The organism is Pectobacterium parmentieri (assembly GCF_001742145.1).
GTDB lineage: Bacteria > Pseudomonadota > Gammaproteobacteria > Enterobacterales > Enterobacteriaceae > Pectobacterium > Pectobacterium parmentieri.
On sequence record NZ_CP015749.1, the window covers coordinates 2,896,138 to 2,908,246 of the forward strand.

At 50.7% G+C, this 12,109-nt stretch carries 13 protein-coding genes and 1 tRNA gene; 8 read left to right on the forward strand and 6 right to left on the reverse strand.

All coding sequences use genetic code 11. The features are described 5' to 3' along the window. Positions 1-2: 2 nt before the first annotated feature. A complete protein-coding gene (gene panD, locus A8F97_RS13115; protein WP_012822858.1) occupies positions 3-383 on the forward strand; it encodes an aspartate 1-decarboxylase in 381 nt (126 codons plus the stop codon). Between the two features lie 55 nt (positions 384-438). Here the strand turns inward: panD and A8F97_RS13120 are convergent, their stop codons facing one another. Next, the gene (locus tag A8F97_RS13120) at positions 439-1,209 is read right to left on the reverse strand and encodes an ABC transporter permease (protein ID WP_012822857.1); all 771 of its coding nucleotides are present in this window, start codon (positions 1,207-1,209) and stop codon (positions 439-441) included. Further along, positions 1,206-2,144, reverse strand: coding sequence for an ABC transporter ATP-binding protein (locus A8F97_RS13125; RefSeq protein ID WP_033071006.1), 939 nt, complete (start codon positions 2,142-2,144; stop codon positions 1,206-1,208). Before A8F97_RS13125 ends, A8F97_RS13120 begins: the two co-directional genes overlap by 4 nt. A 138-nt stretch (positions 2,145-2,282) precedes the next feature. Here A8F97_RS13125 and can point away from each other — a divergent pair, with 138 nt between their 5' ends. Beyond that, complete coding sequence (gene can, locus A8F97_RS13130) at positions 2,283-2,924, forward strand: carbonate dehydratase (protein ID WP_005969011.1); 642 nt, start codon at positions 2,283-2,285, stop codon at positions 2,922-2,924. Between the two features lie 59 nt (positions 2,925-2,983). Here the strand turns inward: can and hpt are convergent, their stop codons facing one another. Beyond that, a complete protein-coding gene (gene hpt / locus A8F97_RS13135; RefSeq protein WP_012822855.1) occupies positions 2,984-3,520 on the reverse strand; it encodes a hypoxanthine phosphoribosyltransferase in 537 nt (178 codons plus the stop codon). 147 nt (positions 3,521-3,667) lie between these two features. Between hpt and A8F97_RS13140 the strand changes: the two genes are divergently transcribed. Beyond that, positions 3,668-4,102: a GNAT family N-acetyltransferase gene (locus A8F97_RS13140; RefSeq protein ID WP_033071955.1), complete on the forward strand. Its 435-nt coding sequence runs from the start codon at positions 3,668-3,670 to the stop codon at positions 4,100-4,102. Here the strand turns inward: A8F97_RS13140 and A8F97_RS13145 are convergent, their stop codons facing one another. Together A8F97_RS13145 and A8F97_RS13150 are read right to left on the reverse strand one after the other, a co-directional pair. Continuing rightward, positions 4,103-5,188, reverse strand: a complete 1,086-nt coding sequence (locus A8F97_RS13145; RefSeq protein WP_012822853.1) for an ABC transporter ATP-binding protein — start codon at positions 5,186-5,188, stop codon at positions 4,103-4,105. Between the two features lie 4 nt (positions 5,189-5,192). After that, complete coding sequence (locus tag A8F97_RS13150; RefSeq protein ID WP_050512618.1) at positions 5,193-6,878, reverse strand: ABC transporter permease; 1,686 nt, start codon at positions 6,876-6,878, stop codon at positions 5,193-5,195. A gap of 352 nt (positions 6,879-7,230) precedes the next feature. Here A8F97_RS13150 and A8F97_RS13155 point away from each other — a divergent pair, with 352 nt between their 5' ends. From A8F97_RS13155 to nrdF, 5 genes are all read left to right on the forward strand, one after another. Then, complete coding sequence (locus tag A8F97_RS13155; protein WP_012822851.1) at positions 7,231-7,578, forward strand: YacC family pilotin-like protein; 348 nt, start codon at positions 7,231-7,233, stop codon at positions 7,576-7,578. Between the two features lie 468 nt (positions 7,579-8,046). Further along, positions 8,047-8,286 carry a glutaredoxin-like protein NrdH gene (gene nrdH, locus A8F97_RS13160; RefSeq protein ID WP_005968997.1) on the forward strand — a complete coding sequence of 80 codons (240 nt, stop codon included), beginning with the start codon at positions 8,047-8,049 and terminating at the stop codon, positions 8,284-8,286. Between the two features lie 10 nt (positions 8,287-8,296). After that, positions 8,297-8,704 carry a class Ib ribonucleoside-diphosphate reductase assembly flavoprotein NrdI gene (nrdI, locus tag A8F97_RS13165; protein ID WP_005968995.1) on the forward strand — a complete coding sequence of 136 codons (408 nt, stop codon included), beginning with the start codon at positions 8,297-8,299 and terminating at the stop codon, positions 8,702-8,704. Next, positions 8,683-10,848, forward strand: coding sequence for a class 1b ribonucleoside-diphosphate reductase subunit alpha (gene nrdE, locus A8F97_RS13170; protein ID WP_012822849.1), 2,166 nt, complete (start codon positions 8,683-8,685; stop codon positions 10,846-10,848). Before nrdI ends, nrdE begins: the two co-directional genes overlap by 22 nt. 24 nt (positions 10,849-10,872) lie before the next feature. Then, positions 10,873-11,835, forward strand: coding sequence for a class 1b ribonucleoside-diphosphate reductase subunit beta (gene nrdF / locus A8F97_RS13175; protein ID WP_012822848.1), 963 nt, complete (start codon positions 10,873-10,875; stop codon positions 11,833-11,835). A 108-nt stretch (positions 11,836-11,943) separates the two neighbouring features. Here nrdF and A8F97_RS13180 read toward each other — a convergent pair. Further along, positions 11,944-12,020, reverse strand: a tRNA-Asp gene (locus tag A8F97_RS13180). Between the last annotated feature and the right edge of the window lie 89 nt (positions 12,021-12,109).

Below are 12,109 nucleotides of genomic sequence, written 5' to 3' on the forward strand. Positions count from 1 at the left end.
CGATGATACGTACCATGCTGCAAGGCAAGCTGCACCGGGTCAAAGTGACTCAGGCTGACTTGCATTATGAAGGCTCTTGCGCCATCGATCAGGATTTTATGGATGCCGCAGGCATTCTGGAATACGAAGCGATTGATATCTACAACGTTGATAACGGCCAACGTTTCTCGACCTACGCCATTGCAGGCGAAAGAGGCTCACGCATTATCTCTGTGAACGGCGCCGCCGCTCGCTGCGCCTGCGTGGGCGACAAGTTGATTATCTGTTCCTACGTGCAGATGTCGGACGAGCAAGCCAGGAGCCACAACCCTAAGGTTGCCTATTTCTCTGGCGAGAATGAGCTGCAACGTCAGGCCAAAGCGATTCCTGTTCAGGTTGCCTGATCGCGCGTTATCGATAAGCAAAAGGCGGTGTTACCACCGCCTTATCATTCATACACTACGTCCGCAGCCCACGTCCGCGTTCAATCAGCCACCAGACCAGCAGATAAAACACCACGATAAAGGCAATCAGTACCGACATGGTGAACAGCAGCGGCACATCCTGAATTCCGAGGAAGCCGTAGCGAAAGCCGCTAATCATGTACACCACAGGGTTCAGTTTGGAAATGGCCTGCCAGACAGGCGGCAACAGCGTCAATGAGTAGAACACACCGCCCAGATAGGTCAGAGGCGTCAACACAAACGTTGGAATCAGACTGATATCATCAAAGGTTTTCGCAAACACCGCATTCAGTAATCCCGCCAGCGAGAACAGCGTTGCTGTCAGTAATAGTGTCAGAACAATAACCCACCAGGCATGTACATGCAGCGGAACGAAGAACAACGACACCGCAGTGACCAGAACCCCTACGCACACACCGCGCGCGATCCCACCGCCAATATAACCCGCAATGATCACGTGTGTTGGCACCGGCGCAACCAGCAACTCTTCAATATTGCGTTGAAACTTGGCGCTAAAAAAGGAAGAAGCGACGTTGGCATAGGCGTTGGTAATCACCGCCATCATGATCAGACCCGGTACGATAAACTGCATGTAGGTAAAACCGTGCATTTCGCCAATTCGTGAGCCAATCAGGTTACCGAAAATAATAAAGTACAACGTCATGGTAATCACTGGCGGCACCAGCGTCTGAATCCATATACGGCCAAATCGGGTCACTTCTTTAACCCAGATACTCTGTAGCGCCACCCAATACAAACGCATCATGCTTTTTCTCCCTTACCGTTCACGCCGTCCCCATTAACCAACGTGACAAACAGCTCTTCCAACCGGTTAGCTTTATTACGCATACTTAATATTGTTATCCCCTGCGCGCTTAGCTGGCTGAATAACGCGTTCAAACCTTGCTCGCGCATCACATCCACTTCCAGCGTTGATGTATCCATCAGGCGGAACGCATAACCTTCAAGCTGTGGTAGCGGGCTTCTTGCCGCCAGGTCGAAAATAAACGTTTCAGACTTCAGTTGAGCAAGAAGCTGCTTCATCGAGGTATTCTCCACCAGCTCACCCCGCTGAATGATCCCGATGTTGCGGCACAGCATTTCCGCTTCTTCCAGATAGTGCGTCGTCAGGATAATCGTGGTGCCCTGCGCGTTCAGCTCCTTTAAAAAGCCCCACATGGAGCGACGTAGTTCGATATCCACGCCCGCGGTCGGTTCATCAAGAATCAGCAACTTAGGTTCGTGCATTAGCGCACGCGCAATCATCAGGCGGCGTTTCATCCCCCCCGACAACATCATTGCTTTTTCGCTGCGTTTCTCCCACAGATCTAGCTGTTTCAGGTATTTTTCCGCACGTAGCAATGCATCCTGACGTTTCACTCCGTAGTAGCCGGCCTGATTAACCACAATCTGTAATACCGTCTCGAACTGATTGAAGTTAAATTCCTGCGGAACCAGCCCTAACTGGCGTTTCGCATTCACTTTATCCAGCTCAAGATCGTAACCAAAGACGCGGACTTTACCGGCAGTTTTGTTCACCAACGAACTGATAATCCCAATCGTAGTGGATTTTCCTGCGCCATTCGGCCCCAGCAGTGCATAGAAATCCCCCGCTTCCACGTTCAGGTCGATCCCCCGTAACGCCTTGACGCCTCCCGAATAAGTTTTGGTTAGTTGCGCCAGTTCCAGTGCATATGTCATAAGAAATGGATTGCCTTATTATCAGTGAGTTCTACAGATTCGAAGTTATGATGGAGATAAACTATCGTTTTTCAAACGACGCATGTTGCCTTATATTACTCCCCACTGCCCCTTGTTTGTCACAGGTCATTTACTTTCATGAAAGAAATTGAAACGCTCATCGCCAATAACCAGCTTTGGTCTAAAACGATGGTGGAAGAGGATCCTGGCTATTTTGAACGTCTGGCGCAGGCGCAACGTCCCCGTTTTCTATGGATTGGATGCTCGGACAGTCGCGTACCTGCGGAAAGTCTGACCAGCCTTGAGCCAGGTGAACTGTTTGTTCACCGCAACGTCGCAAATCTGGTTATTCACACCGACCTCAACTGCCTGTCTGTCGTGCAATATGCCGTCGAAGTTCTCGAAGTCGAACACATCATCATCTGCGGCCACTACGGCTGTGGCGGTGTTCAGGCGGCGGTGGAAAACCCGGAATTAGGTTTGATTAACAACTGGCTGCTGCATATCCGTGATTTGTGGTACAAGCATAGTTCGCTGCTGGGGGAATTGCCTCCCGAACAGCGCCTGAATACGCTATGTGAAATCAATGTTGTCGAGCAGGTTTATAACCTCGGCCACTCCACCATCATGCAGTCCGCATGGAAACGTGGACAGAAAGTCACGATCCACGGTTGGGTGTACGGTATTCAGGATGGCCGTCTGCGCGATCTGGAAGTGACTGCAACCAACCGAGAGACGCTGGAACAGCGTTATCGTCGCGCGATTTCCACGCTGTCTTGATTCGCAGCCTGACGCCCACTCGCTGGGCGTCGCTCACGGCATCGGCCTTATCTTGGTTGCTATTCTTGCGGAACAACCTTACCAACGTAAGGTAAATGGCGATAGTGCTGAGCATAGTCGATGCCGTAACCCACGACGAACTCATCAGGGATCGAGAACCCAACCCACTCTACTTTTACTGCCACTTCACGGCGCTCTGGTTTGTCCAGCAGCGTACAGATAGCCAACGATTTCGGCTCACGCAGTTGTAGAATTTCCCGCACTTTGCTCAGGGTATTGCCTGAGTCGATGATATCTTCAACGATCAATACATCTTTGCCGCGAATATCTTCATCCAGATCTTTCAGAATTTTAACATCGCGCGTACTGTTCATACCGCTGCCATAGCTGGATGCCGTCATGAAATCCACTTCGTGAGGAACATCGATCGTCCGGCATAAATCGGCCATAAAGATAAACGAGCCGCGCAATAACCCCACCAGCACCATATCGCTGCCGCTATCACGGTAGTGTTCGCTGATCTGTTGCCCCAGTTCGGTAACCCGCGCCATCACTTCCTGCTCAGAAATCATGACTTCCACGGTATGTTTCATCATACTGATAACTCTTTGAAGTAAGGTATTCAGCACCATCAGAAAAATGACAGACTCATTATCGATGATGCGCCAATGCTGATGTCAATCAGCCTGGGTCATGCCCAGGCGCGCGAAGTATATCAGAAACCACACCGTGAAGGAGACATCATGAGCACACCCCCTGTGGATGTTTGCTACAAAGTGAACGCCCCACTTTCCCGCCAGCAGTTCGTTGAGTTATTAGTGAAAACCTCATTAGGGCCGCGTCGCCCGCTGGATGATGAGACAGCGATTGCAGGTATGCTTAAGCACGCCAATCTGCTGGTTTCCGCATGGCGAGGGGAGACACTAGTGGGGATTGCACGCAGCGTAACAGATTTTCATTTTTGCTGTTATCTATCCGATCTGGCAGTGTCAGACGACTGTCAGCATGCCGGGATAGGAAAGAAGCTGATTCAGGAAACCGCTCAGCAGTTGGAAAAAGGCTGCAAAATCATTTTGCTGGCCGCACCGCTGGCGGTGGATTACTACCCGAAACTCGGGTTTGAAAAGCACAACAGCGCCTGGATCATGCCTGCATCAGATTTACACGCAGACGCGTAGTCATTTCGTTTCAGAGCCGTCAGCCGTATTGCTGACGGCCGGCAAAGCAGGATACAGAACAGGAGGGTCCGTTTTAATGCTCAAACGTACCTGCTGTCCTGGCTCAAACCAGTTGCCGGTCTGCACCAACAGCATCAGTTCTCCCAATTTCACCCGATACAAGTTTGATGTGCCCATAAACAGCCGATCTTCGATAAATGCCGGGCCATCAGGATCGAGCGCCAGCGCCACATCAGCCGGACGCACCATCCAGTCACACTGCGAGTCGATCGGCTGATTGAGTGGATGTGTTGCGTGATGATCGCCCAAGGGACTCTGCCATTGATGGTCGCTCATCATCTTTACAGGCAAATAGTTCGTATTCCCCATAAAATCAGCCACAAAGCGGCTGTTGGGGCGGTGGTACAGCTCGGATGGATAGCCCTGCTGCATAATTTTCCCTTCATCCAGCAGAATCAGATGGTCGGCGCAGGCAAAAGCTTCTTCCCGACTGTGCGTAGCAAACACCGCCGCGACATGACGCTGTTTGAGAACCTGCCGTAACTCAGTAATCAGACGATAGCGGGTCTGGCTGTCCAAACCGGGAAATGGTTCGTCCAGCAGCAATAATTTTGGTTCACAGGCCAGCGCGCGAGCTATGGCCAAACGCTGTTGCTGTTCATTTGATAGCTCGTGTGGATAACGCGCAGCGACCTCATCCAGTTGGAAAAGCGCCAGCATCTCCGCACAAATTGGCTTCACCTCACTTTCCGGGCGGCCATATAAACCAAACGCAATGTTGCCTTCAACGGTCAGATGCGGGAAAAGTGCATAGTCCTGAAAAATCAGCCCAACCTGACGCTGTTCAGGCAAGACGTATTCCTGCGGTGAACTGACAGGCTCTCCCTCCAAAAATATTTTGCCCTGAGTAATCGGCAGCAGGCCCGCAATCACCTGTAATAGCGCCGTTTTACCGCAGTTATTCCTGCCTAGCAGACAGATCGTTTCATCGTCGCGCACGGCAAATGAGATGTTCTCCAAAACAGGAGACTGCTGCAACGAACAACTTACCGACTGAACGCTCAGAATATCTATCGACGCGGCCATATGATTATCCTTTTATATTCAGTGCGCGATTCAGCCAGAAAACCGGTATCAGCCCTACCGCCACCAACACCAGCGCAGGAAAGGCAAATGACGCTACCTGCTCACTCGCCGTAAAGCGAAAAACATAGGTTGCCAGCGTATCAATCCCGAAAGGACGCAGCAGCAGCGAAACATTCAACTCTTTCATACTTTCCGTGAAGATCAGCAAGGCACCGATGAACATGCTGCGGCGCAATAACGGTATATGAACACGTGACCAACGGCTGAGAGGGGAAGCGCCCAGCACGAGGCTCGCGCTGTCCAGTGACCGCGGAATAGCGTCCATGCTGCGCTCAAGACTGTCTAACATCAAACGCCCAAATTTAACGCTATACGCAAGAACGAGGCTAAACAACGAGCCAGCCAGCCAGGTATCTGCCGTGAGTAGCCCGACAGCGCTGGCAAATCGATTAATCCCGCTATCCACCAACGACAGCAAGGTAAACAACCCGACGGCCAGTACCGCGCCAGGTAAGGCAAAACTCAGGCTCACCAGCCGCACCGGCGTCTGATTGGCAAACACGCCAGCCGTGCGAGTGTAGAAGATAAACGACAGCGCCATTAGCGTAATGATGACGGTCGCGGAGGAAGACGCCAATAGGCTATTCGTCGCCGCGTGAAGAAATGCCATATCCCATACCGACATCATATGTCGGAGAGCTAAAAAGAGGAGGTACAACAGCGGAAACAAGAATGACAAACAGACAATTCCCCAGCAGTAGCCGCGAGCTACCTTGCTGCGCCACCCACCCAGCACCGGTGGAACCATCAGAGAAGAATTTGCTTGAGCTTGATAAATTTTCTGCTTCCGACGCCAGAGATTAATCAGAAACATCAAGAGAAAGATCACGGGCAGAAGCAACACACCAAAACGCGCGGCCGCCCCCAAATCTCCCTGCCCCTGCCAAATATCCAGCACCTGTGTTGTTATGGTTGGAATACCAAGATAAGACGCCGCGCCATAATCGCCCAGTGTCTCGACCAACACTAACGCGCCACCGCAGGCAATCGCGGGTAGCGCAATCGGCAAACATAAGCGGCGGAATACCTGCGAACGCGTTTGGTTCAGTAAACGAGCCGAATGGATAAGGCTGGCGGGCTGTTTCACCAGCGCTTCGCGCACCAACAGGTAAATGTAGGGGTATAACACCAGCGCCAGCGTCAGACTCACGCAGCCCAGTGAAATAGATAGCTCAACGGCGTGTGATTCTCCCCACAACGATGCTATCTGTAGCCCACCCTCCCGCAACAGCGAGGAAAGATGCCGTAACGCATCGGTATAAAGGTAAGCAAGCAGGAACGCAGGCATCGCGAGCGGCAGGCAAAGCGCCCATTGCAACACCCGGTGGCCAGGAAAGCGGTACATGGCGATGAACCAGGCTGAAGGCAACCCAAACAGCAAGCTGAAAAAAAGCGTGCCAATCACGATGACCGCAGAATGCATCAGGTAGGTAGGTAACCCGATTTGCCACAGTTGAGCAAACCCCATCCCGCCGGCAAAAAAAACCTGATAAAAAACCGTCGCTAAAGGAAGCAGCAACAGTCCCGCCAACAACCAACTACTGACGCGCCAGACACCGGAGATCATAGAATAAAAACTGTATTGGATAAGATCGCTGTTATTAATAACAGAGCCTGACAGCGGCGTCATCGTATCAAACAGCGATAAATAGGCTCTAATCCTGCGATTAACCTGATACGGCTTTTTCCATCGAAATAAAATTGAATAAAAATGATATGTTTCAGTTAGTTATTAAAACCACACTTCCCTCATCGCGGATCTCTTTTTTATTGCACCCCCCGAAATAATTCGAGTTGCAAGACAAGAGGTTACCGTTTTGAACAACACAACGCGTTGACCCGCGAATGCGTACTTAAGAAAAACCAGCCTACATGCAGCTTGAAGGATGACGGGGCTATCAGATGTTTCCCGTAAGAAAGCTTGGAAAACCCTGTAATATCTGTGATAACGTCACCCGACAACATTTGGAACAGGTTCAACCATGAAAAACTCTGCGCTGGCTCTGCTCCTGCTAAGCCTGATGAGCTTCTCTTCCGCCAGCAAGGCGCTGAATGAATTTGAAGCGGAAGATCTGGCCGATCTGACTGCGATCTTTGTTTATCTGAAAAACCACTGTGGCTACCAAGACCTGCCAAATGAACAGGTTCGTCGAACGTTGGTCGCATTTGCTCAGCAGAATCGCTGGGATCTCAGCAATTATAACGCCTATGACATGACAGCGATGGGTGAAGACAGCTATCGCGACCTCAGTAAAATCGCAATCCCGACCCCGAAAAAATGTCAGTCTCTGGCACGTAACTCGCTCGGTTTGCTCTCCTACGCGCAGTAATTCTCCTCCGCCGCTACCGCACTGACTGAAATTTGACCACGCAAGCAACAAAAGGGTCGGCTATGGTAGCGTGCCAATTTTCATGGCGGTTATCGTGAAGGAGGCCCTAACATGTCCCAGAAAGACATTTCCCCGTCCTGTAATCGACAGTCATAGGTAGCGGCGCTGCTTTTTTCATTTTTTTCGCACACTATTTCGTCAAAAATGATGCGCATCACATTTATTTCTTTCTGCATTTTTTACTTGCATTCTCCAACAGCCTTGCCACATCTGGGTTGGCTGCAATTTGTATAAGGCTAACAAAAAATCATATATCTTGTGTGGTTGAAATTTTAAATACCTACATCTAGTATTCTTTCTGTAGCTATCGCATAACAGGTTGCTACCCAGTGGATCGGTTAGGGTGCACATACCCTGAAGATAGCCGCTCCGACATACTTCTTTCACGCCAAAGGGTAAATACGAATCATGCGTATTACTATTTTCACTAAGCCAGATTGTGTTCAATGCAACGCCACATGCCGCGCGCTGGATAAGCAAGGAATTAACTATCAACTGGTGGACTTAACTGAAGATGAACAGGCGTTACAGCAGGTAAGAGCGTTGGGCTATCAGCAGGTGCCTGTCGTGATGACGGCCAATGACCATTGGAGCGGCTTCCGCCCAGATAAGATCAGTACTCTGAACGCCGCCCTGCCATTGCAGTAAGGGAGGCAATATGAACCCGCTGGTCTATTTCTCCAGCCAGTCGGAAAACACGCATCGCTTCATTTCCAGGGTTGGTTTACCAGCCCTGAGAATTCCGATAGCGACAGAACAGCCTGCATTGAAAGTTGATCGCCCCTATATTCTGGTTGTCCCTAGCTACGGCGGAGGCAGCACGAAAGGGGCTGTGCCGCGTCAGGTCATCATCTTTCTCAACGATCCGCACAATCGCGCTTATCTGCGCGGCGTGATTGCCGCAGGCAATACCAATTTCGGTGCAGCGTACTGTATCGCCGGTGACATCATTGCGCAGAAATGTCAGGTGCCCTACCTGTATCGCTTTGAATTACTCGGCACGCCAGAAGACGTTGCAAATGTGCGTAAGGGAGTAACTGAATTTTGGCAACAACAGACCACGTGAGTGCAAAGGCAACCAAGACCGACGCAGATGCCCACTCGCTCGATTACCATGCGCTGAACGCCATGCTGAACCTCTACGACGCCGAGGGAAATATCCAGTTCGAGATGGATAAACTCGCGGCGCGCCGTTATTTCCTACAGCATGTGAACCAGAACACCGTGTTCTTCCACAACCTGGAAGAAAAGCTGCGTTATTTGGTCGAAGAAGGTTACTACGAAGCGGACGTGTTGGATCAATACAGCTTCGATTTCATCAAGAGCCTTTTCCAGCAGGCCTACGCTCACAAATTCCGCTTTCAAACCTTTCTGGGTGCGTTCAAATACTACACCGGCTATACGCTGAAAACCTTTGATGGCAAACGCTATCTGGAGCGCTACGAAGATCGCGTCTGCCTCGTGGCGCTAGCGCTCGCCAAAGGGGACACTGCGCTGGCTAGCGCGCTGGTTGACGAGATTATCAGCGGACGTTTCCAGCCCGCCACGCCCACGTTCCTCAACTGTGGTAAAAAACAGCGCGGCGAACTGGTCTCCTGTTTTCTGCTGCGTATCGAAGACAATATGGAGTCAATTGGTCGAGCGATTAACTCCGCGCTTCAGCTTTCAAAACGCGGCGGTGGCGTGGCCTTCATGCTCAGCAACATCCGTGAAACCGGTGCGCCAATCAAGCGTATCGAGAATCAGTCATCTGGCATTATTCCTATCATGAAAATGTTGGAGGATGCTTTCTCCTATGCCAACCAGCTAGGCGCACGTCAGGGCGCTGGCGCGGTGTACCTCAATGCACACCACCCAGATATTCTGCGTTTTCTGGATACTAAGCGGGAAAATGCCGATGAAAAAATCCGCATCAAAACGCTGTCTTTGGGCGTGGTCATTCCCGATATTACGTTCCAGTTAGCGAAGAATAACCAGGTGATGTACCTGTTCTCGCCCTATGATGTCGAACAGGTTTATGGCATGCCGCTTTCGGAAATTAGCGTGACCGAAAAATACCACGAGATGGTCAACGACAAGCGCATTCGTAAATCCCAAATCAAGGCGCGCGAATTCTTCCAGATCCTCGCCGAGATCCAATTCGAATCGGGTTATCCCTATATGATGTTTGAGGATACGGTGAATCGCGCGAATCCGATTCACGGTCGTATTAATATGAGTAACCTGTGCTCTGAGATTTTGCAGGTCAATGACGCCAGCCTGTACGACGACGATCTCGGCTATCGTCATATTGGCAAAGACATCTCCTGTAATCTCGGTTCAATGAATATCGCCAACGCGATGGCCTCACCCGATTTCGGCCAGACGGTTGAAATGGCGATCCGGGCATTGACCGCCGTTTCCGATATGAGCCACATCAGTTCTGTACCATCTATCGAAAAAGGCAACGACGAATCGCACGCCATTGGTTTAGGCCAGATGAATCTGCATGGCTACCTGGCGAAGGAGCGTATCTTTTACGGCACAGAAGAAGCTGTCGATTTCACCAATATCTATTTCTACACCGTTGCTTTCCACGCGATTCGGGCATCGAATGCGCTAGCGATAGAGCGTAACCAGCGCTTCTCCGGTTTTGAACTCTCAAAATATGCCACTGGCGAGTATTTTGATAAATACATCGAACAGCAGTGGGAACCGACAACAACTCGCGCACGTGAACTGTTTGAACAGGCAGGCATCCACATTCCTACTCAGCAGGACTGGGCGGCGCTACGCGAATCCGTCATTGCACACGGTATTTATAACCAGAACTTGCAGGCCGTTCCGCCGACTGGTTCGATTTCATATATCAATCACTCGACATCCAGCATCCACCCGATTGTGTCACGCATCGAAATTCGTAAAGAGGGCAAGATTGGCCGCGTCTACTACCCTGCTCCTTACATGAATAACGACAACCTGGAGTATTACCAGGATGCCTATGAGATCGGGCCACAGAAGATCATCGATACCTACGCCGCTGCCACGCAACACGTCGATCAGGGGCTGTCGCTGACGCTGTTTTTCCGCGATACCGCCACCACGCGTGACATCAATAAAGCGCAGATCTACGCCTGGACCAAGGGCATTAAAACTATTTATTACATTCGCATACGGCAGATGGCGCTGGAAGGCACCGAAGTTCAGGGCTGTGTGTCCTGTGCGCTATAAGCCATCGCGGAAGGAAATCGAAACATGACCGCACTCACTCGCGTCCAGGCGATTAACTGGAACAAAATTGAAGACGACAAGGATCTGGAAGTTTGGAACCGGCTAACGTCTAACTTCTGGCTACCGGAAAAAGTGCCGCTTTCTAACGATATCCCATCGTGGGGCACGCTAAATCCCCGCGAGCGTCAGTTGACGATCCGTGTTTTCACCGGTCTGACGCTGCTGGATACTATCCAAAATACGCTGGGCGCGCCGACGTTAATGCCCGATGCGGTGACGCCGCATGAAGAAGCCGTGCTGTCTAACATCAGCTTTATGGAAGCTGTGCACGCTCGCTCGTACAGCTCTATTTTTTCGACGCTGTGTCTGACTAGCGAAGTGGATGATGCTTATCGCTGGAGTGAAGAGAACCCGGCACTACAGAAAAAGTCCGACATTATTCTGTCGCACTACCGTAGTGACGATCCGCTGATGAAAAAAGTCGCCAGCGTGTTTCTGGAGTCGTTCCTGTTTTACTCTGGATTCTACCTGCCGATGTACTGGTCAAGTCGCGCCAAGCTGACCAACACGGCGGATTTGATCCGGCTCATCATCCGCGACGAAGCGGTACACGGCTACTATATTGGCTACAAATTCCAGAGAGGACTCGCGAAGGCCGATCCCGCTCGTCAGCAGCAGGTGAAAAACTTCGCTTACGACCTGCTACAAGATTTATACGATAACGAAGTACTGTATACGCAAGAACTCTATGACGGCGTAGGTTGGACGGAAGATGTGAAGAAATTCCTTCATTACAACGCGAACAAAGCGCTGATGAATCTAGGCTATGAAGCGTTGTTCCCCGCGAGTATGACGGATGTAAATCCCGCAATCCTCTCGGCGCTCTCGCCAAATGCCGATGAGAACCACGACTTCTTTTCTGGCTCTGGTTCATCTTACGTGATCGGTAAAGCCGTCAACACCGAAGACGAAGATTGGGATTTTTAAAAAAACGGCCATCGCATTTTGGGTGGCCATTTTTCTACAGCTCTTTTTCTATAAGAGCCAGAAATGAAAAAACCCTGAATCATTGCTGATTCAGGGCCTTCATATAAGTGGCGGAACGGACGGGGCTCGAACCCGCGACCCCCTGCGTGACAGGCAGGTATTCTAACCAACTGAACTACCGCTCCACTCATGCTCACTGAGCGGGATGAATACTAAGATGATGACACTATTACGTCAATGTTTTTTATAACTAACTGCTTCTGTTTGCTTATAA

What these genes read in the sequence shown, in the direction of transcription:
- panD (WP_012822858.1), top strand. Translation starts at nt 3, where the DNA reads ATGATACGTACCATGCTGCAAGGCAAGCTGCACCGGGTCAAAGTGACT.
- A8F97_RS13120 (WP_012822857.1), bottom strand. Translation starts at nt 1,209, where the DNA reads ATGATGCGTTTGTATTGGGTGGCGCTACAGAGTATCTGGGTTAAAGAA.
- A8F97_RS13125 (WP_033071006.1), bottom strand. Translation starts at nt 2,144, where the DNA reads ATGACATATGCACTGGAACTGGCGCAACTAACCAAAACTTATTCGGGA.
- can (WP_005969011.1), top strand. Translation starts at nt 2,283, where the DNA reads ATGAAAGAAATTGAAACGCTCATCGCCAATAACCAGCTTTGGTCTAAA.
- hpt (WP_012822855.1), bottom strand. Translation starts at nt 3,520, where the DNA reads ATGATGAAACATACCGTGGAAGTCATGATTTCTGAGCAGGAAGTGATG.
- A8F97_RS13140 (WP_033071955.1), top strand. Translation starts at nt 3,668, where the DNA reads ATGAGCACACCCCCTGTGGATGTTTGCTACAAAGTGAACGCCCCACTT.
- A8F97_RS13145 (WP_012822853.1), bottom strand. Translation starts at nt 5,188, where the DNA reads ATGGCCGCGTCGATAGATATTCTGAGCGTTCAGTCGGTAAGTTGTTCG.
- A8F97_RS13150 (WP_050512618.1), bottom strand. Translation starts at nt 6,878, where the DNA reads ATGACGCCGCTGTCAGGCTCTGTTATTAATAACAGCGATCTTATCCAA.
- A8F97_RS13155 (WP_012822851.1), top strand. Translation starts at nt 7,231, where the DNA reads ATGAAAAACTCTGCGCTGGCTCTGCTCCTGCTAAGCCTGATGAGCTTC.
- nrdH (WP_005968997.1), top strand. Translation starts at nt 8,047, where the DNA reads ATGCGTATTACTATTTTCACTAAGCCAGATTGTGTTCAATGCAACGCC.
- nrdI (WP_005968995.1), top strand. Translation starts at nt 8,297, where the DNA reads ATGAACCCGCTGGTCTATTTCTCCAGCCAGTCGGAAAACACGCATCGC.
- nrdF (WP_012822848.1), top strand. Translation starts at nt 10,873, where the DNA reads ATGACCGCACTCACTCGCGTCCAGGCGATTAACTGGAACAAAATTGAA.